The 26,173-nt window shown below is 70.3% G+C and carries 23 protein-coding genes; 12 read left to right on the forward strand and 11 right to left on the reverse strand.

The window, feature by feature from the left end; translation table 11 throughout:
* Positions 1-19 precede the first annotated feature (19 nt).
* The 11 genes from OG452_RS04615 (at position 20) to pssA (ending at position 13,453) form a co-directional block, all read left to right on the forward strand.
* Complete coding sequence (locus OG452_RS04615; RefSeq protein ID WP_405565678.1) at positions 20-1,384, forward strand: aldehyde dehydrogenase family protein; 1,365 nt, start codon at positions 20-22, stop codon at positions 1,382-1,384.
* A 1-nt stretch (position 1,385) separates the two neighbouring features.
* The gene (locus OG452_RS04620; RefSeq protein ID WP_327294327.1) at positions 1,386-2,171 is read left to right on the forward strand and encodes a 3-oxoacyl-ACP reductase; all 786 of its coding nucleotides are present in this window, start codon (positions 1,386-1,388) and stop codon (positions 2,169-2,171) included.
* A 406-nt stretch (positions 2,172-2,577) separates the two neighbouring features.
* Positions 2,578-4,359 carry a 3-hydroxyacyl-CoA dehydrogenase family protein gene (locus tag OG452_RS04625; protein WP_327294328.1) on the forward strand — a complete coding sequence of 594 codons (1,782 nt, stop codon included), beginning with the start codon at positions 2,578-2,580 and terminating at the stop codon, positions 4,357-4,359.
* A 91-nt stretch (positions 4,360-4,450) separates the two neighbouring features.
* On the forward strand, positions 4,451-5,266 hold the full coding sequence (locus tag OG452_RS04630) for a TetR family transcriptional regulator (RefSeq protein WP_327294329.1): 816 nt from the start codon (positions 4,451-4,453) through the stop codon (positions 5,264-5,266).
* Between the two features lie 386 nt (positions 5,267-5,652).
* Entirely contained in the window at positions 5,653-7,047 is a 1,395-nt protein-coding gene (ccrA, locus tag OG452_RS04635; protein ID WP_327294330.1) for a crotonyl-CoA carboxylase/reductase, read from the forward strand.
* Positions 7,048-7,056: 9 nt separating this feature from the next.
* Positions 7,057-9,069, forward strand: a complete 2,013-nt coding sequence (locus tag OG452_RS04640; RefSeq protein ID WP_327294331.1) for a protein meaA — start codon at positions 7,057-7,059, stop codon at positions 9,067-9,069.
* Entirely contained in the window at positions 9,066-10,040 is a 975-nt protein-coding gene (locus OG452_RS04645; protein WP_327294332.1) for an HpcH/HpaI aldolase/citrate lyase family protein, read from the forward strand. Before OG452_RS04640 ends, OG452_RS04645 begins: the two co-directional genes overlap by 4 nt.
* A gap of 3 nt (positions 10,041-10,043) precedes the next feature.
* On the forward strand, positions 10,044-10,547 hold the full coding sequence (locus tag OG452_RS04650) for a MaoC family dehydratase (RefSeq protein WP_327294333.1): 504 nt from the start codon (positions 10,044-10,046) through the stop codon (positions 10,545-10,547).
* A gap of 42 nt (positions 10,548-10,589) precedes the next feature.
* Positions 10,590-11,795 carry an acyl-CoA dehydrogenase family protein gene (locus tag OG452_RS04655; protein ID WP_327294334.1) on the forward strand — a complete coding sequence of 402 codons (1,206 nt, stop codon included), beginning with the start codon at positions 10,590-10,592 and terminating at the stop codon, positions 11,793-11,795.
* A 169-nt stretch (positions 11,796-11,964) separates the two neighbouring features.
* Positions 11,965-12,612 carry a phosphatidylserine decarboxylase gene (locus tag OG452_RS04660; RefSeq protein WP_327294335.1) on the forward strand — a complete coding sequence of 216 codons (648 nt, stop codon included), beginning with the start codon at positions 11,965-11,967 and terminating at the stop codon, positions 12,610-12,612.
* Positions 12,599-13,453 (forward strand): CDP-diacylglycerol--serine O-phosphatidyltransferase, encoded by an 855-nt coding sequence (gene pssA, locus OG452_RS04665; protein ID WP_327294336.1) that lies wholly within the window; start codon positions 12,599-12,601, stop codon positions 13,451-13,453. The genes OG452_RS04660 and pssA overlap by 14 nt, the downstream gene beginning before the upstream one ends.
* A 57-nt stretch (positions 13,454-13,510) precedes the next feature.
* Here the strand turns inward: pssA and OG452_RS04670 are convergent, their stop codons facing one another.
* The 6 genes from OG452_RS04670 to OG452_RS04695 all read right to left on the reverse strand — a co-directional run bounded on the left by OG452_RS04670 (position 13,511) and on the right by OG452_RS04695 (position 20,517).
* On the reverse strand, positions 13,511-13,957 hold the full coding sequence (locus tag OG452_RS04670; RefSeq protein WP_405564206.1) for a MarR family winged helix-turn-helix transcriptional regulator: 447 nt from the start codon (positions 13,955-13,957) through the stop codon (positions 13,511-13,513).
* A gap of 133 nt (positions 13,958-14,090) precedes the next feature.
* Entirely contained in the window at positions 14,091-15,251 is a 1,161-nt protein-coding gene (locus OG452_RS04675) for a glycerate kinase (RefSeq protein ID WP_327294337.1), read from the reverse strand.
* A gap of 94 nt (positions 15,252-15,345) precedes the next feature.
* A complete protein-coding gene (locus OG452_RS04680; protein ID WP_327294338.1) occupies positions 15,346-15,873 on the reverse strand; it encodes a methylated-DNA--[protein]-cysteine S-methyltransferase in 528 nt (175 codons plus the stop codon).
* 41 nt (positions 15,874-15,914) lie between these two features.
* Positions 15,915-17,384 carry an AlkA N-terminal domain-containing protein gene (locus tag OG452_RS04685; RefSeq protein WP_327294339.1) on the reverse strand — a complete coding sequence of 490 codons (1,470 nt, stop codon included), beginning with the start codon at positions 17,382-17,384 and terminating at the stop codon, positions 15,915-15,917.
* A 161-nt stretch (positions 17,385-17,545) separates the two neighbouring features.
* Positions 17,546-18,961: a phytoene desaturase family protein gene (locus OG452_RS04690; protein ID WP_327294340.1), complete on the reverse strand. Its 1,416-nt coding sequence runs from the start codon at positions 18,959-18,961 to the stop codon at positions 17,546-17,548.
* Between the two features lie 74 nt (positions 18,962-19,035).
* Positions 19,036-20,517, reverse strand: a complete 1,482-nt coding sequence (locus OG452_RS04695) for a purine-cytosine permease family protein (protein WP_327294341.1) — start codon at positions 20,515-20,517, stop codon at positions 19,036-19,038.
* A gap of 201 nt (positions 20,518-20,718) precedes the next feature.
* Between OG452_RS04695 and OG452_RS04700 the strand changes: the two genes are divergently transcribed.
* Positions 20,719-21,468, forward strand: a complete 750-nt coding sequence (locus tag OG452_RS04700) for a GntR family transcriptional regulator (RefSeq protein WP_327294342.1) — start codon at positions 20,719-20,721, stop codon at positions 21,466-21,468.
* A gap of 70 nt (positions 21,469-21,538) precedes the next feature.
* Here the strand turns inward: OG452_RS04700 and OG452_RS04705 are convergent, their stop codons facing one another.
* From OG452_RS04705 to OG452_RS04725, 5 genes are read right to left on the reverse strand one after another with little or no spacing between them, the layout of a single operon-like run.
* Complete coding sequence (locus tag OG452_RS04705; RefSeq protein WP_327294343.1) at positions 21,539-23,035, reverse strand: aldehyde dehydrogenase; 1,497 nt, start codon at positions 23,033-23,035, stop codon at positions 21,539-21,541.
* Positions 23,007-23,786 (reverse strand): alpha/beta fold hydrolase, encoded by a 780-nt coding sequence (locus OG452_RS04710; protein ID WP_327294344.1) that lies wholly within the window; start codon positions 23,784-23,786, stop codon positions 23,007-23,009. Before OG452_RS04710 ends, OG452_RS04705 begins: the two co-directional genes overlap by 29 nt.
* Positions 23,783-24,334, reverse strand: a complete 552-nt coding sequence (locus tag OG452_RS04715) for an amino acid synthesis family protein (protein WP_327294345.1) — start codon at positions 24,332-24,334, stop codon at positions 23,783-23,785. Before OG452_RS04715 ends, OG452_RS04710 begins: the two co-directional genes overlap by 4 nt.
* On the reverse strand, positions 24,331-24,948 hold the full coding sequence (locus OG452_RS04720; protein ID WP_327294346.1) for an amino acid synthesis family protein: 618 nt from the start codon (positions 24,946-24,948) through the stop codon (positions 24,331-24,333). Before OG452_RS04720 ends, OG452_RS04715 begins: the two co-directional genes overlap by 4 nt.
* The gene (locus OG452_RS04725; protein WP_327294347.1) at positions 24,945-26,153 is read right to left on the reverse strand and encodes an LLM class flavin-dependent oxidoreductase; all 1,209 of its coding nucleotides are present in this window, start codon (positions 26,151-26,153) and stop codon (positions 24,945-24,947) included. The genes OG452_RS04720 and OG452_RS04725 overlap by 4 nt, the downstream gene beginning before the upstream one ends.
* Positions 26,154-26,173 lie beyond the last annotated feature (20 nt).

The raw sequence follows: 26,173 nt of genomic DNA on the forward strand, positions 1-26,173 counted from the left end.
GAACAACCACGTGGACACTGTGCACGAGCTGGACATCATCAATCCGGCGACCGAGGAACTGGTGGCCACCGTCCCCACCACGTCCCCCGCCGAGGTCGACGCCGCGGTACGCCGGGCCGCCGCGGCCCAGCTGAAGTGGGCGGCCCTGGCACCCGCCGACCGGGCCCGCATCCTGCGCAGGTTCGCCGACGTAGTGGACACCCACCGCGGGTCGCTCGCCCAACTGGAGATGCGAGAAGCAGGCCACCCGCTGGGCAACGCCGAGTGGGAAGCGGGCAACGTCCGCGATCTGCTGCACTACGCCGCCGGCGGAGTGGAACGCCTCAACGGCGCCCAGATCCCGGTCGCCGGCGGGCTGAACGTCACCTTCCAGGAACCGCTCGGCGTCGTCGCCGTGATCGCCCCCTGGAACTTCCCGATGCCGATCGCCGCCTGGGGCACCGCCCCCGCGCTCGCGGCCGGCAACGCGGTCCTCCTCAAACCGGCCGAGACCACCCCCCTCACCGCGCTCCGGCTCGCGCAGTACGCGCTGGACGCGGGACTTCCCGAGGGCCTCTTCCAGGTCCTGCCGGGTGAGGGTCCGGTCACCGGCGCCGCCCTCGTCGACCACCCCGCCGTCGCCAAGGTCGTCTTCACCGGCTCCACCGCCACGGGCCGGCGGATCGCGGCACGCTGCGCGGAGCAGACCAAGCGGCTCACCCTGGAACTCGGCGGCAAGAGCCCCAACATCGTCTTCGCCGACGCCGACATCGAGGCCGCCGCTGCCGCCACTCCCGGATCCTTCCTCGACAACACCGGCCAGGACTGCTGCGCCCGCAGCCGCATCCTCGTCCAGCGCTCGGTCCACGACCGCTACATGGAGCTGCTGGAGCCCGCGGTCCGGGCGTTCGTGGCCGGCGACCCCGCCGACCCCGCCACCCGGATGGGCCCGCTGATCTCCCACGCCCAGCGCGAACGGGTGCGGTCCTACGTGCCCGAGGAGGCACCGGCCGCCATCCGTGGCGAGGCCCCCACGGGCAAGGGCTTCTGGTACCCGGCCACCGTCCTGGAAGGGCGGCCCGGTGACCGTACGGCCGTCGAGGAGATCTTCGGCCCGGTCGCCGTCGTCCTCCCCTTCGACGACGAGGCCGACGCGGTCCGGATCGCCAACGCCACCGCATACGGGCTCTCCGGCTCCCTGTGGACGCGCGACGTCGGCCGGGCGCTGCGGGTCTCGCGGGCTGTCGCGGCCGGCAACCTCTCCGTCAACTCCCACAGCAGCGTGCGCTATTCGACCCCGTTCGGCGGGTTCAAACAGTCCGGACTCGGCCGTGAGCTGGGACCGGACGCGCTGTCCGCCTTCACCGAGACCAAGAACGTCTTCATCGCCTCCGAGGAGTACTGAAGTGACCGACCAGACCTCCGTGTGCCGCCGGCTGGTGGGCCGCACCGCAGTGATCACCGGGGCCGGCAGCGGCATCGGGCTGGCCAGCGCCCGCCGGCTGGCCTCCGAGGGTGCCAACGTCGTCTGCGCCGACATCGACGACAAGGCGGGCAAGGCCGCCGCCCAGGAGGTCGGCGGCCTCTTCGTCCAGGTGGACGTGGTCGACTCCGACCAGGTCGAGGCGCTCTACAGGACCGCCTACGACACCTACGGCTCGGTCGACATCGCCTTCAACAACGCGGGCATCTCCCCACCCGACGACAACTCGATCCTGACCACGGAACTGGATGCCTGGAGGCGCGTACAGGAGACCAACCTCACCTCGGTCTACCTCTGCTGCAAGCACGCCCTGCCCTATATGCGGGACCAGCGCCGCGGCTCCATCATCAACACCGCGTCCTTCGTGGCCGTGATGGGCGCCGCCACCTCCCAGATCAGCTACTCCGCCTCCAAGGGCGGTGTGCTGTCCATGTCCCGCGAACTGGGCGTCCAGTTCGCCCGCGAGGGCATCCGGGTCAACGCCCTCTGCCCGGGGCCGGTCAACACCCCGCTCCTGAGGAAGCTGTTCGCCGACGACCCGGCGCTTGCGGAGCGCCGCCTGGTGCACGTCCCCGTCGGCCGGTTCGCCGAGCCCGAGGAGATCGCGTCCGCCGTCGCGTTCCTCGCCAGCGACGACTCCTCGTTCGTCAACGCTGCCGAGTTCCTGGTCGACGGCGGGATCGCGGGCGCGTACGTCACGCCCGTCTGACCCCTGCCCTGGCCGCACCGCCTCTCACCGGGACCGGCGCCACCGCGCGCCGGTCCCGGACCCGCCGGCGTCCACGAGCGGGCCGGCACGGCAGCGATCCAGATCACAGCGCCCCAGGTATGGCGCGCTCGTTACTCGGCGGTTACTCTCAAGTGAGCGGGGCACCACCCCGTTCGTTCCACCTCAGCGCGGCCTGGTGACGCAGCCGCCAAGAGTGTCTGTCGGTTCAGCGGTTCTCAGCAGAACACAGCGGTTCTGCGCGACTCAGCGGTTCTGTACGACGTGGCCCCGGGACCGGGTCCGTCGGCCCCTCTCACGACACCTCATTGCATGCCCCCGGTGTACCCCTGGTACGGCCGGGCACCGCGTGCACCCCTCAGTCGTCACTCATCCCTGGAGTCCCCTGATGGACATGCCTCTGCACACCATCGCCGTGGTCGGCCTCGGCACCATGGGCACCGGCATCGCCGAGGTCCTGGCTCGCGGCGGCCGCGAGGTCATCGGAATCGACGTCAGTGCAGACGCGGCGGCGCGCGCCGTGGCGGCGCTGGAATCCTCCACCGCCCGAGCCGTGCGGCGGGAGCGCCTCACGGATCAGGAGCGGCTGGACGTGCTCGCGCGGTTCCGCACCTTCTCCGACCTCCAGGCCGCGGCCGACGCCGACCTGGTGATCGAGGTCGTACCGGAGTCGTACGAGACGAAGCAGCAGGTCTTCCGGGCCCTGGACGAGATCGTGCGCCCCACCGCGGTCCTGGCCACCGGCACCAACGCCCTGTCCGTGACCCGGCTCGCCGCCGACACCTCGCACCCCGAGCGCGTCCTGGGCCTGCACTTCTTCAACCCGGCCCCGGCGATGAAGCTGGTCGAGGTGGTCTCGTCGGTGCTGACCGCTCCTTCGGCCGTCGACGCCGTCACCGAACTCGCCCGCGACCTGGGCAAGGAGCCGGTCGCGGTCGGCGACCGCCCCGGTTTCGTCGCCGACGGGCTGCTGTTCGGCTATCTCAACCAGGCGGCGGCGATGTACGAGGCCAAGTACGCGTCCCGCGAGGACATCGACGCGGCGATGCGGCTCGGCTGCGGGCTGCCGATGGGCCCGCTCGCGCTGCTCGACCTGATCGGCATCGACACCGCGCGTACCGTCCTGGAGGCGATGTACTCCGCGTCCAGGGACCGGCTGCACGCCCCCGCACCGATCCTCAAGCAGCTCAGCAACGCCGGGCTGACCGGGCGCAAGTCGGGCCGCGGCTTCTACACGTACGAGGAGCCGGGCAGCGCCGACGTGGTGCGGGACGCCCTCACCCCGCTCGACGGTGCACAGCCCGTCGCGGCCCGGCCCGTCACGTCGGTGGGCGTCGCGGGCTCGGGGACGATGGCCTCCGGCATCGCCGAGGTCTTCGCCAAGGCCGGTTACGACGTGGTGCTCGCCGCCCGCAGCCCGGAGAAGGCCGAGGCCGCGAAGGCCCGGGTCGCCAAATCGCTTGCGCGCTCCGTCGACAAGGGGCGGATGACCGCGGCGGCCCGGGACGAGACGCTGGCCAGGATCGCCCCCGCCGGCTCGCTCGACGCGTTCGCCGACGTGGATCTGGCCGTCGAGGCGGTGGCCGAGGACCTGGAGGTCAAGCAGCAGCTCTTCGAGACGCTCGACAAGGTCTGCAAGCAGGGCGCGGTGCTCGCCACCACCACCTCTTCGCTCCCGGTCATCGCGTGCGCCCGCGCCACCTCGCGCCCGCAGGACGTCGTCGGGATGCACTTCTTCAACCCGGCCCCGGCGATGAAGCTGGTCGAGGTGGTCCGTACCGTCCTCACCGCCGACGACATCCACGCCACCGCCCGTGAGGTATGCACGAAGGTGCGCAAGCACCCGGTGGACTGCGGTGACCGCGCCGGTTTCATCGTGAACGCGCTGCTGTTCCCGTACCTCAACAACGCGGTCAAGATGGTCCAGGAGCACTACGCGACGCTCGACGACATCGACGCGGCGATGAAGCTGGGCGGCGGCTACCCGATGGGCCCCTTCGAGCTCCTGGACGTGGTCGGCCTGGATGTCTCGCTCGCCATCGAGCGGGTGCTGCACCGCGAGTTCCGCGACCCGGGTCTCGCCCCGGCGCCGCTGCTGGAGCACCTGGTGGCGGCGGGCTGCCTCGGCCGCAAGACCGGGCGCGGTTTCCGTGAGTATGCCCGTCGCTGATCCGCCGGGCGACTGGGGCGGGCTGCTGGAACCGGGTGGCGGCCCGCCCCCGCAAACACGTTCCGCCGGTCCCATGCAGTACGTTCGGACCATGCCCGAGCTCACCGGCCCCGTCCGACGGCCTGTCCGCAAGAACGCGTCGTCAGACGCCCCTGAGAGTGCCGCAGGCAGCCGCGCGGCCGCCCAGCGCCTCAAAATGCGCCGCGAACTGGCTTCGGCGGCCATGGAGCTCTTCGCGGCCAAGGGGTACGAGGCGACGACCGTCGACGAGATCGCGGCGCAGGCCGGGGTCGCACGCCGGACCTTCTTCCGGCACTTCCGCTCCAAGGAAGAGGCGATCTTCCCGGACCACGACGACACGCTGGTGCGGGCCGAGGCGGTGCTGAACGCGGCGCCGCCGCACGAGCATCCGCTCGATACCGTGTGCCGGGGCATCAAGGAGGTCATGCGGATGTACGCGGCGTCGCCTGTGGTCTCGGTGGCGCGGTACAAGCTGACCCGTGAGGTGCCGACGCTGCGGGAGGCGGAGATCGCCTCGGTGGCCCGCTACGAGCGGCTGTTCACCCGTTATCTGCTGGGCCACTTCGACGAGCATGAGCAGCACGACGGCAACGACGATCCGCTGCTGGCCGAGGTGGCGGCGTCCGCCGTGGTCACCGCGCACAACCATGTGCTGCGCCGCTGGCTGCGGGCCGGCGGCCAGGGCGACGTGGAGGCCCGGCTCGACCACGCCTTCGCCATCGTCCGGGACACCTTCGGCACCGGGATAGGCGCCGGCCGCACCGCCGAGCGCACCCCGGCCGCGACCGTGCGGAGCAGTGGTGAGGTTCTGGTGACGGTGGCGCGTACCGATGCCCCGCTCGACGAGGTCATGCGCACCATCGAGCAGGCGCTGAGGAAGCGCTGAGCACGTAACCGACCAGCATCTGACCGATCCGCACCGCGACGGCCGCCCCTCCGGGGGCGGCCGTTCCGGTTTTCGCTCATACGTGACCCGCCGGTGACAACTGAGAGAAATTGTTGGCACTCAGTGTCTTGCGGCTTGGCACGGGGTGCCATACGTTGAAGGTGTCCGAGCGGCCGGCGTGCAGCGACCTTCGTATGCCGGCTGTCCCCGTGAACCACGTGTTCACGCGCCCGGACGCCTGCGTCACAGGCACCTTCAGCGCCCCACCACGGCGCCGCCGCACCAGCTCACGCCGAACCGACGGCACACCTCCACAGCAGCAGCCCCGCCTCCCGCGGGGCTCACCCTGACCAACTCCCCCAACACGCTTCGCCGGAGGCAGCACCGTGAAGGAAATCCTGGACGCGATCCAGTCGCGGACCGACACAGCAGGCGGCTCCACCGCTGCCACGGCGGCCGACTTCGCCGCCCTGGCACTCCCCGAGTCGTACCGCGCGGTGACCGTGCACAAGGACGAGGCCCAGATGTTCGCCGGCCTCGAAAGCCGCGACAAGGACCCGCGTAAGTCCCTGCACGTCGAGGACGTGCCGGTGCCCGAACTCGGTCCCGGCGAGGCCCTGGTGGCCGTCATGGCCAGCTCGGTGAATTACAACTCCGTCTGGACCTCGATCTTCGAGCCCGTCTCGACGTTCTCCTTCCTGGAGCGTTACGGAAGGCTCAGCGAGCTCACCAAGCGCCACGACCTGCCGTACCACGTCATCGGCTCCGACCTGGCGGGCGTCGTGCTGCGGACCGGCCCCGGCGTCAACGCCTGGCAGCCGGGCGACGAAGTCGTCGCGCACTGCCTGTCGGTGGAGCTGGAGAGCTCCGACGGCCACAACGACACGATGCTCGACCCCGAGCAGCGCATCTGGGGCTTCGAGACCAACTTCGGCGGCCTGGCGGAGATCGCCCTCGTCAAGTCCAACCAGCTGATGCCCAAGCCCGGCCACCTCAGCTGGGAGGAGGCCGCCGCCCCCGGACTGGTCAACTCCACCGCGTACCGCCAGCTGGTCTCCCGCAACGGCGCCGGGATGAAGCAGGGCGACAACGTGCTGATCTGGGGTGCCAGCGGCGGCCTCGGCAGCTATGCCACCCAGTTCGCGCTGGCCGGCGGCGCCAACCCGGTCTGTGTCGTCTCCAGCGACCAGAAGGCGGACATCTGCCGCCGGATGGGCGCCGAGGCGATCATCGACCGCAGCGCCGAGGACTACAGGTTCTGGAAGGACGAGCACCACCAGGACCCGCGCGAGTGGAAGCGGTTCGGCAAGCGCATCCGCGAACTGACCGGCGGCGAGGACGTGGACATCGTCTTCGAGCACCCGGGCCGCGAGACCTTCGGCGCCTCGGTGTACGTGACACGCAAGGGCGGCACGATCGTCACCTGCGCCTCGACCTCCGGGTACACCCACGAGTACGACAACCGCTATCTCTGGATGTCGCTGAAGAGGATCGTGGGCTCCCACTTCGCCAACTACCGCGAGGCCTGGGAGGCCAACCGGCTGATCGCCAAGGGCAAGATCCACCCCACCCTGTCGAAGGTGTACTCGCTCGACGACACCGGGCAGGCCGCGTACGACGTGCACCGCAACCTGCACCAGGGCAAGGTCGGCGTCCTGGCCCTGGCACCCGCCGAGGGGCTCGGTGTGCGCGACCCGGAGCTGCGCGAGAAGCACGTCGACGCCATCAACCTGTTCCGCAGCGACCCGGCAGAGCAGACCGCCGCCGGCCGGAACGTCTGAGGTCTCCAGATGACTGAACGTCACAAGGACCGCCCCTGGCTCATGCGGACCTACGCCGGCCACTCGACGGCCGAAGCGTCCAACGAGCTCTACCGGCGCAACCTCGCCAAGGGCCAGACGGGTCTGTCCGTCGCCTTCGACCTGCCCACGCAGACCGGCTACGACCCGGACCACATCCTGGCCCGCGGCGAGGTCGGCCGGGTCGGGGTGCCCGTTTCCCATCTCGGCGACATGCGGCGGCTGTTCCAGGACATCCCGCTGGAGCAGATGAACACGTCGATGACCATCAACGCCACGGCCATGTGGCTGCTGGCGCTGTACCAGGTGGTCGCCGAGGAGCAGGGCGCGGACCCGGGCCGGCTCCAGGGGACGACGCAGAACGACATCGTCAAGGAGTACCTGTCGCGCGGGACCCACGTGTTCCCGCCGGGGCCGAGCCTGCGCCTCACCACCGACATGATCACGTACACGGTGGCCCACATCCCCAAGTGGAACCCGATCAACATCTGCAGCTACCACCTGCAGGAGGCCGGCGCCACCCCCGTCCAGGAGATCGCGTACGCCATGTCCACCGCGATCGCGGTCCTGGACGCCGTACGCGACTCGGGGCAGGTACCGCCCGAGCGGTTCGACGCGGTCGTCGCACGGATCTCGTTCTTCGTGAACGCGGGCGTCCGCTTCATCGAGGAGATGTGCAAGATGCGCGCCTTCGGCCGCATCTGGGACCGGCTGACGCGGGAGAGGTACGGGATCACGGACGCCAGGAAGCGCCGCTTCCGCTACGGCGTCCAGGTCAACTCGCTGGGGCTCACCGAGGCACAGCCGGAGAACAACGTCCAGCGCATCGTCCTGGAGATGCTGGCGGTCACCCTCTCCAAGGACGCACGGGCCCGCGCCGTGCAGCTGCCCGCCTGGAACGAGGCGCTGGGGCTGCCCAGGCCCTGGGACCAGCAGTGGTCGCTGCGGATACAGCAGGTACTCGCCCAGGAGAGCGATCTGCTGGAGTACGAGGACATCTTCGACGGCTCCCATGTCATCGAGGCCAAGGTCGAGGAGCTCGTCGAGGAGTCGCTCGCGGAGATCGAGCGCATCCAGCAGATGGGCGGCGCGATGGCGGCCGTCGAGTCCGGCTACCTCAAGTCGGAGCTGGTCTCCTCGCACGCCGGGCGGCGGGCCAGGATCGAGGGCGGCGAGGAGAAGATCGTCGGCGTCAACTGCTACGAGTCGACCGAGCCCAACCCGCTCACCGCCGACCTGGACACGGCGATCATGACGGTCGACCCGGAGAACGAGGCGCGGGTCGTGGCCGCCTTGCACACCTGGCGCGACAACCGTGACGAGAGCGCGGCCCAGGAGTCGCTCGCGGTCCTCAAGGCGACAGCGGCCGGTGACGGCAACCTCTTCGGGGCGACGGTGGCGTGCGCCCGCGCGGGTGTCACCACGGGCGAGTGGTCCTGGGCCCTGCGCGACGTGTTCGGCGAGTTCCGGGCGCCCACGGGGGTGGGCGGCGCGCCGGTCGCGGTGACCGCGGAGGAGGGTACCCCGCTCGCCGCCGTACGCGCCGCCGTGACCCGTACGGCCCAGGACCTCGGCAGCGGGCGGCTACGGCTGCTGGTCGGCAAACCGGGCCTCGACGGGCACTCGAACGGGGCCGAGCAGATCGCCGTACGGGCCCGTGACGCCGGGTTCGAAGTGGTCTACCAGGGGATCAGACTGACCCCCGAGCAGATCGTCGCGGCGGCCCTGGCCGAGGACGTGCACTGCGTGGGCCTGTCGATCCTGTCGGGCTCGCACGCCGAACTGGTCCCGGACGTACTGGAGCGGCTGCGCGAGGCGGGCGCGTCCGACATCCCCGTGATCGTCGGCGGGATCATCCCCAACGCCGATGGCACGGCGCTCAAGGAGGCCGGCGTCGCCGCCGTATTCACCCCGAAGGACTTCGGGATCACCGAGATCATCGGACGTATCGTCGAAGTGATCCGGAAAGCGAACAAGCTCGACCCTCTGGAGGTCCCCGCATGACCGAGTCGACCAGCCCTGTGAACCGTCTGCGTCCGAGGCGCTCGTGTCTCGCCGTTCCCGGATCGAACCCGCGCTTCCTGGAGAAGGCCCAGGGCCTCCCGGCCGACCAGGTCTTCCTCGACCTGGAGGACGCCTGCGCACCGCTTGCCAAGGAAGGCGCCCGGCACACCATCGTCGAGGCACTGAACAAGGGCGACTGGACCGGCAAGACCCGCGTGGTACGCGTCAACGACTGGACCACCCACTGGACCTACCGCGACGTCATCACCGTCGTCGAGGGCGCGGGCCACAACCTCGACTGCATCATGCTGCCCAAGGTCCAGGACGCCCAGCAGATCGTCGCTCTCGACCTGCTGCTCACCCAGATCGAGAAGACCATCGGCCTCGAAGTCGGCAAGATCGGCATCGAAGCACAGATCGAGAACGCCAAGGGCCTCGTCAACGTCAACGAGATCGCCGCCGCCTCACCCCGTAACGAAGCCATCATCTTCGGCCCCGCCGACTTCATGGCGTCCATCAACATGAAGACCCTCGTCGTCGGCGAGCAGCCCCCGGGCTACGGCGCCGACGCCTACCACTACATCCTGATGAAGATCCTGATGGCCGCCCGGACCTACGACCTCCAGGCGATCGACGGCCCCTACCTCCAGATCCGCAACGTCGACGGCTACCGCGACGTCGCCAAGCGGGCGGCGGCTCTCGGCTTCGACGGCAAGTGGGTCCTCCACCCCGGCCAGGTCGAAGCGTCAAACGAGATCTTCTCGCCCTCCCAGGAGGACTACGACCACGCCGAGATGATCCTCGACGCCTACGAATGGTGCACGTCGGAGGCCGGCGGCAAGAAGGGCTCCGCCATGCTCGGCGACGAGATGATCGACGAGGCCAGCCGCAAGATGGCCCTGGTCGTCTCCGGCAAGGGCCGCGCCGCAGGGCTGCGCCGCACCACCACGTTCGAAGCGCCGGAGGCCTGAACCATGCAGTTCGGACGCACCTACGAGGAGTTCGAGGTCGGCGCCGTCTACAAGCACTGGCCCGGCAAGACGGTCACCGAGTACGACGACCACCTCTTCTGCCTGCTCACCATGAACCACCACCCCCTCCACATGGACGGCAACTACGCGGAGAAGACCACCGACTTCGGCAAGAACGTCGTCGTCGGGAACTACATCTACTCCCTGCTCCTCGGCATGTCCGTGCCCGACGTGTCCGGCAAGGCCATCGCCAACCTGGAAGTCGAGTCGCTCAAGCACATCGCGCCGACCCTCCACGGCGACACCCTCTACGGCGAGACCACCGTCCTGGACAAGACCCCCTCCAAGTCCAAGAGTGACCGCGGAATCGTGTACGTCGAGACCAAGGGCTACAACCAGGACGGCACCGTCGTCTGTGTCTTCCGCCGCAAGGTCATGGTCCCCACCGCCACCTACATCAAGGAGCGCGGCGGAGAACAGCCCGGCCGCCCTGTTCCTTCCCAGTAGGCGATTTCCCACCAACAGCGTGACGTCACAGGAGAAGCAGTCATGAGCCGACTCGCCCAGACACCGGGTCTCACCGATGTGCAGCAGGAAATCCTGGCCACCGTCAGGGACTTCGTCGACAAGGAGATCCTGCCGGTCGCGACCGAACTCGAACACCGCGACGAGTACCCGTCCCAGATCGTCGAGGGCCTCAAGGAACTCGGCGTGTTCGGGCTGATGATCCCCGAGGAGTACGGGGGCCTGGGCGAGTCGCTGCTCACCTACGCGCTGTGTGTCGAAGAAATAGCGCGTGGCTGGATGAGCGTGTCGGGCATCATCAACACGCACTTCATCGTGGCGTACATGCTCAAGCAGCACGGCACCCAGGAGCAGAAGGACACCTTCCTGCCGCGGATGGCCGCCGGCGAGGTCCGCGGCGCGTTCTCGATGTCCGAGCCCGCGCTGGGGTCGGATGTGTCGGCGATCACCTCGAAGGGGATCAGGGACGGCGACGACTACGTCCTGAACGGCCAGAAGATGTGGCTGACCAACGGCGGCACGTCCTCACTCGTCGCGGTCCTGTGCCGTAGTGACGAGGGTCACCCCGAGGGCACGGCCCCGCACAAGTCGATGACGACCTTCCTGGTCGAGAAGGAGCCGGGCTTCGGCGAGGTCCGCCCGGGCCTGACCATCCCCGGCAAGATCGACAAGATGGGCTACAAGGGGGTCGACACCACCGAGCTGATCATGGACGACCTGCGAATTCCGGCCAATCGCGTACTTGGTGGGGTTACGGGCCGAGGGTTTTACCAAATGATGGACGGAGTCGAAGTCGGGCGGGTGAATGTCGCAGCGCGTGGCTGCGGAGTAGCACAGCGCGCCTTCGAGCTGGGTATCAGCTACGCACAGCAACGTCACACTTTCGGCAAACAGATCGCCCAGCATCAGGCAATTCAGTTCAAGCTGTCCGAAATGGCTACCAAGGTGGAAGCCGCCCATGCGATGATGGTCAATGCGGCACGCAAAAAGGACTCCGGGGAACGAAACGACCTTGAAGCGGGGATGGCCAAGTATCTGGCCTCCGAGTACTGCAAGGAGGTCGTGGAGGACGCCTTCCGTATCCACGGTGGATACGGGTTCTCCAAGGAGTATGAGATCGAGCGGCTCTACCGCGAGGCCCCGATGCTGCTGATCGGCGAAGGTACTGCCGAGATCCAGAAAATGATCATCGGTCGGCGCCTCCTCGAAGAGTACCGATTCCAGGGCTGATTGTCCCTTTCGTGGCGATATATCAGCGAAGAAGATCACAGCCAGTCATCATCTTCCAGCCGCCGACTCGGCTTCCTGGCTTGCCCAGTTGTGGTGCACAACCGATAGCATCGCCCGAAAGCCGCCGTCCCCCGTTCCCGTGCGGCATCATCCGCTACGAAGGTCATTCATGCCCCACAGCCAAACCTCTGCACCACGCGGTCGAGTCCGTCTCGCGCGCGGAGCATCGCCGTGGCTCCTGCCGACTGTCGCGACCGCGGCGCTCAGCCTGGCCCGGGCTCGCCGGTCCGGCCGCTGGGCTGCTGCCGCCGTGCCCACCACCGCCCTCGCGGCGGGAATGCTGTGGTTCTTCCGCGACCCCGAGCGGGAGATCACACAGGGCAGGGTCATCTCGCCGGCCGACGGCGTAGTGCAGAGCATCATGCCGTGGAAGGACGGGCGCACCCGCGTCGCGATCTTCATGAGCCCGCTGAACGTCCACGTGAACCGCGCACCACTGGCGGGCACCGTGACGTCCGTCGAGCACATCCCCGGCGGTTACGTCCCGGCGTTCAACAAGGAGAGCGAGAACAACGAGCGCGTTGTCTGGCACTTCGACACCGAGCTCGGCGACATCGAGATGGTGCAGATCGCCGGTGCCGTCGCACGGCGCATCGTGCCGTACCTTCCCCAGGGTACGAAGGTGGAGCAGGGCGAGCGGATCGGCCTGATCCGCTTCGGTTCTCGCGTCGACATCTACCTTCCGGAAGGTATCGATGTCGCGGTCGAGGTCGGCCAGCCCACCACCGCGGGGGTGACTCGAATTGACCGTGATTGATCCGGAGACACAGACCGGCTGGGTTCCCGAGGCGGAGGCCGAGGACGACATCGAGGACATGCCGCTCTCGCTGCGGCTGTCGATAGCGGACACCCTGACTCTCGGCAACGCGACGTGCGGATTCATGGCGGTGTACTTCACCACCACCGGAATCCTCATCCCGCACCTCCAGGGCAGCCAGGAGACCGGCATGGGGCGGCACTCCGCCGCGACCGCCGTGATCCTGATGCTGCTCGCCGCGATCTTCGACCTCTGCGACGGGCTCGTGGCGCGTAAGCTGCGCAGCTCGGCGATGGGGGCGGAGCTGGACAACCTCTCGGACCTGATCAGCTTCGGGCTCGCCCCGGCCTACTTCGTGCTGGTGTACGGGATGGTCGCGGACGACGCCCACCAGCGCGTCGCGGCGGTGGCGGCGATCGTGGTGCTGCTGGCGGTGGTGCTGAGGCTCGCCCGGTTCTCCTGCGTGACCATGAAGGACGGCACGTTCCAGGGCATGCCGTCCCCCTTCGGGGCGCTGACCGTGGTCTCCATCGTGCTCCTCCAGCTGCCCTTCGTACCGACGCTGCTCGCGGTCATCGGGGTCGCCTGGCTGATGGTGAGCCGGGTCGAGTACCCGAAGCCGCGGGGTGTCCTCGCGGTGGGGATGCTCAGCTGGATCGTGGGCGCCATGGGACTGCTCGCCGCCTGGGCGTTCGACGCTCCCGGCGGCCAGCTGCTCCTGCAGACCGGCTGTGCGCTCCAGGTGGTGCTGGGTGCGGTCATTCCGCTCTTCGCCACCGCGCGCCGGGTGAACACCTTCCGCGGCAACCGCCGCGAGGCGCGTACGGCGCAGCTGCCGTAGCTCCCGGACAGTGCCGGAGGGCCCCGAGTGCATCGCACTCGGGGCCCTCCGGCGTTGTCATGAGGTCCGGCCGGTCTCGGCGGGGACTGCGAAGACCCGCTGCAGCAGGTCCGCGAGTACGGTCCGGTCGGCGTCCGGCAGGCCTTCGAGACCGGCCAGCGTCGTGTGCATCCCCGCCCTGATCGCGTCGACGGTGCGCTCGCCCGCCGCGGTGAGGAGGACGTTCTTGACGCGCCGGTCGGTGGGGCTGGGTTCCCTGCGTACGAGTGCGCGCTTCTCCAGCCGGTCGATGATCCCGGTCATGTTGGAGGCGTCACAGGCCAGTGTGGTCGCCAGGGCGCGCATCGCGGACGGCCCCCGGCGCAGCACGCTGAGCGTCTTGCCCTGGCTGGCCGTGAGCCCCTCGGCGGCGGCCGCTGCCGTGAAGTCGCCGTAGTAGGCGCCGAGCGAGACCGAGAGCAGCTCCATGAGCCGGTCGGTGCCGGGTCCGGGGGTTTCTGGCATGGGGCGATGCTACGCCCGGAAAGTTGACCATCTCAAATACTTGGACAGGGCTGGGCCGCCCCCGCCCGCGGGCGCGAGCCGGGCCGGGCGGCGCCCCGCCCGGCCCCCGTTCACACCCCGGAGTGACCCGTTGTCACTCGCGCACGAGGAAATCGCGGGCGATGTTCTCGGCGGCCTGCTCCAGGAGCGGGCCCGCGTTGGCGATACAGCGCTCCACGTCTGGCTCCAGCTCCGTGAGAGCGTACGCACGGCGAATGCCCGCCCGGCCGAGGACCTCAGCCGGGAGCGTGAGACGTCCGCAGACCGCGACGACCTCCTTACCCGCGGCCCTCGCCGCCGCGGCGACACCGGCCGGTGCCTTGCCGTGCAGGGTCTGCTCGTCGAGCGAACCCTCACCGGTGACGACCAGGGTCGCCCGGGCCACGGCCGGGGCGAAGCCCAGGACGTCGAGCATCACGTCGATACCCGCGCGGAAGCTCGCCCCCAGACCGACCAGCGCCCCGAAGCCGATACCGCCCGCGGCACCGGCCCCCGGCGCGAGAGCGGCTTCCGCGGCCCCCGCCCCGATGGACTTCTCCAGCACGGCGGCGAAGTGCGTCAGCGCGGCGTCCAGGGCCGCGACCTGCTCGGGGGACGCGCCCTTCTGCGGCCCGTACACCGCGGGTGCGCCCTTGGGCCCGGTCAGCGGGTTGTCCACGTCGCTGGCGAGGACGATCTCCGTGCCGGCCAGCCGGGTGTCCAGACCGGACAGATCGGCCGTCGCCAGCTCGTTCAGTCCCCCGCCACCCGGCCCCACGGGCTGTCCGGCGGCGTCCAGGAAGCGGGCACCGAGCGCGGCCAGCATGCCAGCGCCACCGTCGGTCGTGGCGCTGCCGCCGACACCGAAGACGATGGACCTGGCCCCCGCGTCGAGCGCCGCGCGCAGCAACTCACCTGAGCCGTACGTGGTGGCGGTCAGCGGAGCGAATACCCCGGCCGGGAGGTGCTGGAGGCCGGAGGCCTCGGCCATTTCCACCACGGCCACACCGTCGCGCAGCGCGAACGCCGCGGTCAGCTGCTCACCGAGGGGCCCGGTGACCCGTACCTCGTGCCGGTCGAACCCCGCCGCGACCGCGGCGGCGACGGTGCCGTCCCCGCCGTCGGCGACGGGCAGGGTCTCGACCTGCACACCGGGAACGATCCGCCGCAGGCCGGCCGTCACCCGCTCAGCGACCTCCACGGCCGTGAGGGACCCCTTGAATTTGTCGGCCGCCACGAGCACCCGTGCGGCTTCAGTTACTGCTCCGTCCGTCACCTTGTTTATCCCTTGCTTTCGAACAGGCAGTCGCGCCGCTCCGACCCTATCCGCACCACCCGCCCGCTGCCCATACGGACCGGTCAGAAACCGGTCAGAAGAGGGCGTACTCCCCCGGACCCGCACCGCCCGACTCGAAGGCCAGCAGCCGCTGTTTACGGTCGAGTCCGCCGCCGTAACCGGTGAGGCTGCCCGTCGAGCCGATCACTCGGTGGCACGGGACGATGATCCCGACCGGATTCCTGCCGTTCGCCAGGCCCACGGCCCGTGAGGCGCCCGGTCTGCCGAGCCGGTCGGCGAGGTCGCCGTACGAACGGGTCTCGCCGTACGGAATCCGCCGCAACTGGTCCCAGACAGTGCGCTGGAAGGGCGTGCCCGCCAGGTGCAGCTCCACCGTGAACTCGGTCAGCCCGCCCTCGAAGTACGCGGTCAGCTCCTCCCTGACCTGTCCGAAGGGCCGGGGGTCGGGTTCGCCGAAGGTCTCTTCGGGCGGCCGGTGGCGCTGTTCCGTCATATACAGGCCGCTCAGCAGGCCGTCGGTCGCCACGAGGGTGAGCGGACCGTACGGGCTGTCGACCACGGTGTGCCGTTTCCCGGCCGGGTTCGCAGACATTGCCGACATAGCAGACATGAGGGTGCTCCTCTCTCCGGAACTGCGGGAGTTCAGACGGGCAGTTGGTTGATGGGGTGCGAGTCGGTGGCCCACAGGTACTGCACGGCGTACGCCCGCCAGGGCCGCCAGGCCGCGGCCCTCGCGGTGAGCGCGGCGGGTGTCGAAGGCAGGCCCAGCTCCCCCGCCGCCCGCCGGATGCCCAGGTCGGTGGGGAGGAAGGCATCGGGGTCGCCCAGGGCGCGCATCGCGATGACCTCGACCGTCCAGGGGCCGAAGCCGGGCAGGCCGAGCAGCCCGGTGCGGGCCTCGTCCCAGTCGCTGTCCACTCCGAGCGTGAGCGACCCGTCGGCGAGCGCGCCGACCAGTGTGGTGAGGGTGGTACGCCTGCTGCGCGGCAGTGCCAGGGACTCCGGGTCGAGAGCCGCCAGGGCCTGCGGCGACGGGAAGAGATGGGTGAGGCCGCCCCTGGCGTCGTCGACGGGCACCCCGTGCGCGGCGACGAGCCGGGCGGCGTGGGTACGCGCCGCAGCCGTGGACACCTGCTGGCCCAGCACCGCCCGTACCGCGAACTCCGCCGTGTCGACGGTACGGGGCACCCGCCGGCCCGGTGCCTTGTCGACCATCGGCGCCAGCAGCGGGTCGTTGCGCAGCTCGCCGTCGACGGCCACGGGATCGGCGTCGAGGTCGAGCAGCCAGCGGCAGCGGCTGATGGCGTGGGTGAGGTCGCGCAGATCGGTGAGCGAGAGCAGACAGCCGATGTGGTCGGGCCGGGGCGTGAGTTCGGCGATGCCGTGCCCGTACGGGAGGGAGAGCGTCCTGCGGTACGCGCCGTCCCGCCACTCCTCCACACCCGGGACCCCGGTCGCCGCGAGGTGGCCGAAGAGGTTGTCGGGGTTGAGGGGCGCGCGGAACGGGAGCCGGAGCGGGATCGTGCCCGGAGTGTGCGGCCGCGCACCGGGGGCTACACGGGAGCGCAGTTCGCCCGGGGCGAGCGCGAAGACCTCGCGGACGGTGTCGTTGAAGGTGCGGATGGAGGAGAACCCGGCGGCGAACGCCACGTCCGCCATGGGCAGTTCCGTCGTCTCGATGAGGATGCGCGCCGTCTGCGCACGCTGCGCGCGGGCCAGGGCGAGCGGGCCCGCACCGAGCTCGGCCAGGAGCTGGCGCTCGATCTGCCGGGTCGAGTATCCGAGCCGTCCGGCGAGGCCGGGCACCCCTTCCCGGTCGACGATGCCGTCCCGGATCAGGCGCATCGCGCGGGCCACGACGTCGGCGCGGGCGTTCCACTCCGGGGAACCCGGGCTGGTGTCCGGGCGGCAGCGCTTGCAGGCGCGGAACCCGGCCTGCTGGCACGCGGCGGCGCTCGGGTAGAAGGTCATGTTCTCGACCTTGGGCGGCACGACCGGGCAGCTGGGGCGGCAGTAGATCCTGGTGGTCAGGACGGCCGTGAAGAACCAGCCGTCGAAGCGGGCGTCCTTCGACTGGACGGCGCGTACGCAGCGCTCGGTGTCGGTGTGCATGACTCAAGCATCGGCCACTCCTCGTACCGGCGGCTGGCGAGAATCCGACATCTCCCTCCGACCGGGCTTCCGCCGGATCTCCGCCGGGCCTGCCCCGGATCCCGCCGGGCCTGCCCCGGATCCCGCCGGGCCGCCGGATCTCCGCCGGGCCCCCGCCCCGCTCACGTCCGGCGCAACCGCCGCCATACGGCCTTCGCCGCGTTGTGACCCGACATGCCGTGGACGCCTGGTCCCGGCGGGGTCGCCGCCGAGCAGAGGTACACCGCCGGGTGCGAGGTCGTGTACGGGAACAGCGAGAGCTTGGGCCGCAGGAGCAGTTGCAGTCCGGAGGCCGCCCCGCAGGCGATGTCGCCGCCCACGTAGTTCGCGTTGCGTGCGAACAGTTCGGCGGGTCCCGCAGTGGCGCGGGCGAGCACGCGGTCGCGGAAGCCGGGTGCGAACCGTTCGATCTGCCGCTCGATGGCCTCGGTGAGGTCGCCGTCCCAGCCGTGCGGCACATGTCCGTACGTCCAGAAGACGTGCTTGCCTTCGGGCGCTCTGGACGGGTCTACCAGACTGGGCTGGGCGCTGATCAGGAAGGGTGTGGCGGGGGCGCGGCCGCCGGCTGCCTGGCGCAGCGCCGTGCCGATCTCGCGGCTGGTCGGGCCGATCTGCACGGTCCCGGCGGCCCGGGGCGCCTCCGCCGTCCAGGGCACCGGCCCGTCGAGCGCGTAATCGATCTTGAAGACACCCGCCCCGTACCGGTATCCGTCGTAGGCCCGGCCGAGACCGGCGATGCGCGCGGCGGCCGTCGGCGAGGTGTCGAAGATGTACGCGCGGGCGGGCGGCAGGTCGTCGAGCCGCTTCACCTCGTAGCCGGTGTGGACCACCCCGCCCAGATCGCGCAGATACCCGGTCAGCGCGTCGGAGACGGACTGCGAGCCACCGCGCGGCAGCGGCCAGCCGCCCTCGTGCGCGGCCAGCGCGAACATCAGGCCGACGGCGCTGGTGGCGAGGCCGTCGAGCGGCGCGATGACATGGGCCACGAGACCGGCGAACAGCGCACGCGCCCGGTCGTCACGGAAGCGCTTCATCAGCCAGGTGGACGGCGGGAGACCGGTCAGTCCGAATCGGGCGAGAGTCAGCGGATCACGCGGCAGCGCGGTGAGCGGCAGCGACATGAAGTCCCGGGCGAGCGTGTCCCACCGGCCGATGAAGGGGGCGACGAGCCGACGGTAGGCGCCCGCGTCGCGCGGCCCGAAGGAGGCCGCGGTCTCGGCGACCGAGCGGGACAGCACGGCTGCGGTGCCGTCGTCGAAGGGGTGGGCCATGGGCAGTTCGGGGTGCAGCCACTCCAGGCCGTACCGGTCGAGCGGCATCGTCTTGAAGACCGGCGAGCCGACGCCCAGCGGGTGGACGGCGGAGCAGGGGTCGTGGCGGAAGCCGGGGAGCGTGAGCTCCTCGGTCCGCGCGCCCCCTCCGACGGTGTCCCGCGCCTCGAAGACCTCGACGGCGAATCCACGGCGGGCCAGCTCCACGGCGGCGGTCAGCCCGTTGGGTCCCGCCCCCACGACGACAGCATCGAGCATCGACGGCACCTTCGGACTCCTTCGTCAGCCGACGGCCAGAGGCTTCCAAGGATATTCCCGGGCACCGACAGCGCAGCCGGGGGTCAGGGCTTGACCGGTACGTGCTGATCAGCGGCCGGGGCTCCCGTCTCCGCTGCTGCCGGCGCTCCCGTAGCACCCTCTTCGGGCACGGCCGGCCTGCGGTGCCACAGCGGCGGCAGGCGGTACGTCAGCAGGTAGAGCACGGCGGCGACAGCGAACCCCACGTAGTACGTCAGCTCTCCCCAGCCGGGGTGCGCGGCGGCGACCGGGCCGGTGTAGAGGTCCGACTGCCAGAAGGGTACGGAGCAGACGACCCCGGCCAGCCAGGCCACGAAGCCCCACTCCAGGACGCGGCGCTTCTCGTACAGCTCGGGGATGCGCGCCTTGTCGCGGCGCGGGCCGACGAAGTAGTCGAGCAGGATGACGGCCACGTACGGCGCGATGAAGTAGGCGGTGAGGTTCAGGAAGACCTCGAAGGACGTGTAGATCCCGCCGGCTCCCCACAGGCTGACGCCGAAGGCCGCCACGCAGATGAGAGTGACGCTCTGCCAGCGCTTGAGGGGCAGCCCCAGAGTCTGCAGGGAGATCGCGCCGCCGTAGACGTTGAGGAAGTTCTGCGAGAAGGAGGAGAGCAGGATCGCCAGCATCGCCGGGACGGACCACGGCCCGGTGAGTTCCTTCAGGGCCAGGATCGGGTCATCGGTGGTGGTCGCCGCACCGGCCAGGACGACTCCCGCGACGCCGAGCCAGGACAGGGTGACGAAGTTGCCGAGCGCGGTCAGCAGGCCGGCCGATGTGCTGACCCGCTTGCTGTCCGGCAGATAGCGCGAGTAGTCCGAAGCGAACGGCAGCCAGGCGATGAGGAAGGCCAGGAACCAGCCGCCGAGCGTGACCCAGCCCCCGGCGGACCCGATGTATCCCGGTGCGTGGGGGTTGGCCGCCAGGAAGTGGCCGCCCCGGTACAGCGCGACGACCGTCACCAGGGCGAAGAGCACGAACAGGACGACGGCCAGGATCCGCTGCAGGTAGTGGATCATGTTGTAGCCGAAGACGGCGACGGTGAGCTGGAGCGCGGTCAGCGCGGCGGCCGAGAGCCAGAACGGCGTCCCGAGCAGGACGCCCAGCGCCTTGCCGCCGAGAATGACCGTGACAGCGGCCCAGCCGACGCCCGCGAAGACGTTGATGTACGCCACGGGCAGCAGATTGCCCACGAAGCCCAGCGGGCCGCGGGCCTGCATCTGCTGGGGCACGCCGAGGCGCACGCCCATCCGGGACATGATCCCCATCGTGGCCGAGCCGACCAGGGCCCCGGCGAGAATGGCGGTGACCGCGGCGGTCATGGACAGACCGAGGGCTGCGGCGCTGAAACCGAGCAGCATGATCGGGAAGTTGAGTCCCGCGGCGAACCAGATGGAGAACTGGGAGCCCGCCTTTCCGTGGCGCTCCACTTCGGGGATGTGGTCCACGCCGTACGGCTCCACCTTCGCGATGCTGTCGCGATACCCCAGGTCGGGCGGTTGCTGCGCGGGCTTGTCACTGTCCATGCCATGCCTCCTACAGACTGCTGCCATGTTGTATGCCAGTGGTCAGAGTGAAAGTGCCATGTGTGCTTGTCAAGGGTTCCGGCAAGGGCCGGTCACACCCACTCAACCGCCTTACACAGGTGGGAAGAGGGGCGTACGGGGGTGCAACAGCGGCGCGGTATCGTCTTGACGCTGCAACGGGCAGCACCCTAGGTTCGTGCCATGCAAGATACTTCTTCGAACGAGGGTGCACTCGCTGCCGACCGCAACCCCGCTGTGCGTAAGCAGCGACTGAGCGGTATGAGCATCCAGAGCCGGGTGATCGTCGAGCTGCGCGGCCGCATCATCTCCGGCGAACTCGCCCCCGGGACCAGCCTGTCGGAGATCGTGCTGGCGGAGGCGTTCGGCGTCAGCCGCACCCCGGTGCGCGAGGCCCTGAAGCAGCTGCAGACCGAGGGCCTCGTCGACATCCGGCCCCGGGTGGGGACCTTCGTCGCCGCGCCCTCGCGGCGGGAGATCACCGAGCTGTTCCAGATGAAGGAACTGCTCGAAGGTGCCGCCGCGCGCCTGCTCGCGCAGCGCGGCCGGGTCCCCGAACTGGACGCGCTGGAGGCCAATCTGTCCACCGCCGATGCCGCGGTGCGCAGTGGCGACCAGGAGGGCTACGCCGAACTGGTCCACGAGTTTCACGACTTGGTGATGCGCGGCGCGGACAACGCGAAGCTCGCCGACCACTACCGCACCCTCATGAACCAGCTCGCCTACCCGCGCCTGGTGCACACCTCGCTGGCGCAGCCCGGCCGCCCCACCCGGTCCGACTCCGAACACCACCATGTGCTCGAACTGATCCGGGCCAAGGACGGGGACGGCGCGGAGCGGGTGATGCGCGAGCACGTGCGGGCGAGCCACCGGGCGCTGATGGACGGTCTCGACCGGAACGCTCCAGGCGCGGAGGGCGGGGAGCCCGGCTAGGAGCCCGCGCCCGGGCGGGCCGGCCGCACCGCTCATCCCCGGCCGGCACGCCGTCCAGGACGTCAACGCTTCAGGATTTCAGGACGAACGGATCGTCGGCGGGGCCCTCACCGGTGTTGATCCAGACGCTCTTGAGCCGGGTGTACTCGCCCATCACCTCCGTGCCGTGCTCCACGCCCATCCCGCTGGACTTGAAGCCGGAGCGCGGCGACATCGGGGACATCGAGCGGTAGGTGTTGACCCAGACCGTGCCGGCGTCGAGCCGGGACGCGACGCGGTGCGCGCGGGCCAGGTCGCGGGTCCACAGCCCGGCGGCGAGACCGTAGTCGGTGTCGTTGGCGAGCCCCACCAGTTCCTCCTCGTCCCCGAAGGGCATGATCGCCACGACAGGACCGAAGATCTCCTCCCGGCAGAGCCGCATGCTGTTGTCGGCCTGGACGAAGGCCGTAGGACGGTAGAAGAACCCGTCAAGCCCATCAAGTTCGGGCCGGCTGCCGCCCGCAACGGTCACCGCGCCCTCCGCCCGACCCACGGCGACGTACTCCTCCACCTTGTCGCGCTGGCTCTCGATCGCCAGCGGCCCGAGCTGGGTCGCCGGGTCCAGCGGGTCGCCGAGCCGGATTGCGTCGGCCCGCGCCGCCACCCGCTCCACCACCTCGTCGTAGACGTCCTGTTGGGCGTAGACCCGGCTGCCCGCCACACAGGTCTGCCCGGCGGCGGCGAACACTCCGGCGACGATGCCGACCGACGCGTTCGCCACATCCGCGTCACCGAAGACGATGTTGGGCGACTTGCCGCCCAGCTCCAGTGTGGTGCGGACGAACCGGGAGCCGCAGCTCGCCGCGATCCGCGATCCGGTGCGGGTGCTGCCGGTGAACGTCACCTTGGCGACCAGCGGGTGCTCCACCAGCGGTGTGCCGACCTCGTCCCCGTAACCGGTGACGACGTTGACGACCCCCGGCGGGAAGCCGGCCTTCTCAAAGAGCGGAGCGAGCTGGAGCAGCGAGGCGGAGGTGTGCTCGGACGGTTTGACGACGACGGTGTTCCCGGCGGCGAGCGCGGGCGCCAGCTTGGTGATGGTCAGCAGCAGCGGCGAGTTCCACGGGGTGATGGCCACGACCACACCGAGCGGTTCGCGCACCGTGTAGTTGAGTATCTCCGCGCGGTAGGCCGGGATGGTGCTGCCGTGCACCTTGTCGGCAAGGCCCGCGTAGTAGTGCACGTACTCCGGCAGGCTGGCCAGCTGGGCGCGCATCTCGCTGAGCAGTTTGCCGTTGTCCAGCGTCTCGGTACGGGCCAGTTCCTCGCCGTGCTCGCCGATGAGTTCGGCGAGCCGCCGCAGCAGCGCGCCGCGCCGGGTCGGCGTCAGACCGCGCCAGCCGGGGTCCTCGAACGCGGCGTGCGCGGCCCGTACGGCGCGGTCGGCGTCGGTGGCGTCGCCCCGCGCGGTCTCGTACCAGGCCTCCGCGGTCGTCGGGTTGATGCTGGGCAGATAGGCGCCACTCGCGGGCTGCACCCAGGCGCCGTCGATGTAGTGGTCATGCCGCGGGAGCCGCTGTGCGGTCACGGTCCACCTCCGTGGTGTGTCGGATGATCTCGTCGGTGAGCCGGTCCGGCGCTTCCAGCGCGAGCAGATGCCGGGCGCCGGGAATGACCGCGGCCCGCGCGCCGGGTACGGCACCGGCCAGCGCCCGGGTCATCGCCTCGGTCGAGCCGGGGTCGGCGCCGCCGGTGACGGCGAGCGTCGGCACCGTGAGCGAGGGCAGCTGGGGCCACAGCTCGGCGTCGGCCCGGGTGAAGACCTCGTAACAGGCCAGGTACGAGGTGTGGTTCTGGCTCAGCAGGGTCGCCCTGACCTCCTCGACCAGGCCGGGCTCGGCCGCCTGCCACTCCCGCGTGAACCAGCGGTCGATCGCCGCGTCCACCGAGCCCGGGAAGTCCTCCCGGGCGCGTTCGAGCCGGCCGGCCACGTCCTGGCTCTCCTCGGGGGTACGCCGGGCCACCGACGAGACCAGAGTCAGGGACGCGACAGCGGTCGGCCGCAGCAGGGCGGCCCGGGTCGCCACCAGGGCGCCGAGCGAGAACCCGACCAGGTGGGCGGGGCCTTCGAGGGTGTCCAGGACGTCAGTGGCGAGGTCGTCCAGGGTGGTCCCCGGCGCGGCAGGCGGTGAATCGGCGTGGCCGCGCAGATCGACGGCCCGCGTACGGTGGCGGGCCGCGAGCGCCGGCAGGCAGCGGTCCCACATGTGCCGGTCGAGGCCGACCCCGTGCAGCAGGACGAGGTCCGTACCGCTGCCGTGGTCCTGGTAGCCGATCACTGCTCGGTCGCCAGGGGCGCGAGGCGGGCCTGCGGACGGCCCTGGGCGGCGGCGGCCAGCGCGATCACGATCTCCCCGGCCCGCGGGGCATCGGGGATACGGACCTCCGTGGTCTGGTGGTGCGAGCGGATGGTGGCGTCGGTGATGTGCTTCAGCGGGATGTCGAAGACCGTGCCCGCCCCGGCTCGCTTCTCCACTGCGGGGAGCAGGGTGGTGGCGGCCGTCGCGTCCCGGAAGTGGTTGCCGAACTTCAGGGTGTGGATCAGCGCCGAGCCGTGCTCGGTCTCGCCGTCCAGACCGACGATGGCGGCCTTTCCGTAGGCCTCGACGGTCTCCCCGAGCGCTTTGACGACCAACGGCGCGAGCAGCGCGCCCAGTTCGGACGCGGTCGCCTCGATACCGGGGGCGAGGTCCTGGACGAAGCCCAGGCCCGCCCAGGGGTTGTCGATGACGGCCGCGACCACAGCGGTACGGGCGGCCGGTTCGACGGGGACGCCGCCCTCGGTGTGGATCTCGTCCACGAGGGTGACGATCTTACGGATGTTCATGGGGTCCTCTCGGGGGTCGCCAGGGCGGGGGTCGCAAGGGTCTCCAGGGTCACCACGGGGTCGGTGCGCCGGTCCCCGATCCGGGCGTTGGGGCGCGGCCCGGTGGCCGCCGCCGCGACGATCACCAACTCGTCCGCGCGGGGACCGTCGGGGACCCTGATCCGGGTGGCGGCGTAGTGCGAGCGGGTCGCAGCGGCGGTCTTGTGCCAGATGGGTACCGTGACCGTGGTCCCCGCCGGGGCCTGCTCCTCGCTGAAGGCGATGATCGAGGTGCCTTCGAGGATCTCGCGGACGATATTGCCGAAGTACGGGGTGTGGATGAGGGCGCCGCCGTGCTCGCCCTCGCCGTCCAGGCCGACGACGGCCGCCTTGCCGAAGGACTCGATGGCGTCCGCGCCGCCGAGCATGGCGGTCAGCCGGCCGGTGATCTCCCGGGCCAGGACGGGCGCGAGCTCCCGGGCCTCGGCCGACAGGTCGGACACGGTGCCGCGGCCGGCCCAGGGATTACGTACGACCACCGCGACGGCGCCGCGCCTGACGGTCGTGGCGACGGGCGCGCCCAGCTCGCTGACGAAGTCCTCGCAGGAGGAGACGATGCGCCGGATGACGGTCACGAGCGGCCCGCGCCACTGGTAGCGGAGGTGCTGGTCTCCGAGGTGCCGGCCTGGGAGGTGCTGGTCCCTGCGGTGCCGGCCTCGGCGGTGAAGCGGGGCATGACCTGCTCGGAGAAGAGCTCCAGACTGCGCATGGCGTTCTTGTGCGGCAGTCCGGGGTGGGTGGTCCACAGCATCAGATGCTCCAGGTTGATCTCGTCCTGGAGTTCGCTGATCTTCTCGGCCACGTAGTCGGGGGTGCCCACCAGCAGGTTGCGGTCCTGGAGGAAGTCGAAGCTCAGCTCGTGCTCGTCGGTCAGCTCCTCGCCCTCCTCCATGAGGTTGGACAGACCCCGCCAGTGCGTGACCCACCGGTAGGTCTGCAGGAGCGCCTCCTGGAACTCCTCCCTGGCCTGCTCCATCGTGTCGGCGACATAGACGTCGCGGACCAGGGCGAGCCCCTCACCGAGGGCGTGCTCACGGCCGGTCGCCTCGGTGGCGGCCCGCCGGTACAGGTCGAAGCGTCCCTTGAGCGCCGAGACCGGCGGCAGCCAGAGGATGCCCTGGATCCCGTTCCTGGCACAGGACTCGATGGACCGGGGCGAGTCGACGACCTGCCACATCGGCGGGTGCGGGCGCTGGTACGGGGCAGGCGTGACGGCCAGCTTGGTTATTTCGCCGTCGGTGGTGAAGTCCTCGGTGGCCGGTGAGAGCGGGTGGCTCCACTTCAGGCCGGGCGCGGGGAAGTCGTAGAAGCGGCCGTGGTGTTCGAAGAACTCGCCGGACCAGGCCTTCTTGAGGATCTCCAGGGTCTCTTCGAACAGGGCGCGGTTCTGCTCCTGGTCCCGCGGGTCCGCCTGCGGGTTGAGGTTCATCGCCTCACGGCCGTAGAGACCGCGGCCCACCCCGACCTCGACGCGCCCGCCGGAGAGCTGGTCGAGCAGCGCCAGGTCCTCGGCGAGGCGCAGCGGATGCCAGAAGGTGACGATATTGGCGGCCTGGCCGATGCGGATGCGCTCGGTACGCGCGGCGATGTCCGTACCCATCAGTACGGGGTTGGGCGTCAGCTCCTGGCCCTCGTGGCCGAAGTGGTGCTCGGTGTACCAGGCCGACCAGAAGCCCGCGTCCTCCGCAGCGACCGCGAACTCGCGCGCCTCCCGCATCAGACGGTGGTACTCGCCGAGCTGCCCGGGAGCGCCGAGCGCGTGAAAGATCGAGAAACGCATGACCTGCCTCTCTGTGCCGG

Origin of the sequence: Streptomyces sp. NBC_01197, assembly GCF_036010505.1 — a bacterium.
Classification (GTDB): Bacteria; Actinomycetota; Actinomycetes; order Streptomycetales; family Streptomycetaceae; genus Streptomyces.

Coding starts and splice junctions, on each gene's coding strand:
- OG452_RS04625 (WP_327294328.1), top strand. CDS start 2,578: ATGGACATGCCTCTGCACACCATCGCCGTGGTCGGCCTCGGCACCATG.
- OG452_RS04630 (WP_327294329.1), top strand. CDS start 4,451: ATGCCCGAGCTCACCGGCCCCGTCCGACGGCCTGTCCGCAAGAACGCG.
- OG452_RS04640 (WP_327294331.1), top strand. CDS start 7,057: ATGACTGAACGTCACAAGGACCGCCCCTGGCTCATGCGGACCTACGCC.
- OG452_RS04645 (WP_327294332.1), top strand. CDS start 9,066: ATGACCGAGTCGACCAGCCCTGTGAACCGTCTGCGTCCGAGGCGCTCG.
- OG452_RS04650 (WP_327294333.1), top strand. CDS start 10,044: ATGCAGTTCGGACGCACCTACGAGGAGTTCGAGGTCGGCGCCGTCTAC.
- OG452_RS04655 (WP_327294334.1), top strand. CDS start 10,590: ATGAGCCGACTCGCCCAGACACCGGGTCTCACCGATGTGCAGCAGGAA.
- OG452_RS04660 (WP_327294335.1), top strand. CDS start 11,965: ATGCCCCACAGCCAAACCTCTGCACCACGCGGTCGAGTCCGTCTCGCG.
- OG452_RS04670 (WP_405564206.1), bottom strand. CDS start 13,957: ATGCCAGAAACCCCCGGACCCGGCACCGACCGGCTCATGGAGCTGCTC.
- OG452_RS04680 (WP_327294338.1), bottom strand. CDS start 15,873: ATGTCGGCAATGTCTGCGAACCCGGCCGGGAAACGGCACACCGTGGTC.
- OG452_RS04685 (WP_327294339.1), bottom strand. CDS start 17,384: ATGCACACCGACACCGAGCGCTGCGTACGCGCCGTCCAGTCGAAGGAC.
- OG452_RS04695 (WP_327294341.1), bottom strand. CDS start 20,517: ATGGACAGTGACAAGCCCGCGCAGCAACCGCCCGACCTGGGGTATCGC.
- OG452_RS04700 (WP_327294342.1), top strand. CDS start 20,719: ATGCAAGATACTTCTTCGAACGAGGGTGCACTCGCTGCCGACCGCAAC.
- OG452_RS04715 (WP_327294345.1), bottom strand. CDS start 24,334: ATGAACATCCGTAAGATCGTCACCCTCGTGGACGAGATCCACACCGAG.
- OG452_RS04725 (WP_327294347.1), bottom strand. CDS start 26,153: ATGCGTTTCTCGATCTTTCACGCGCTCGGCGCTCCCGGGCAGCTCGGC.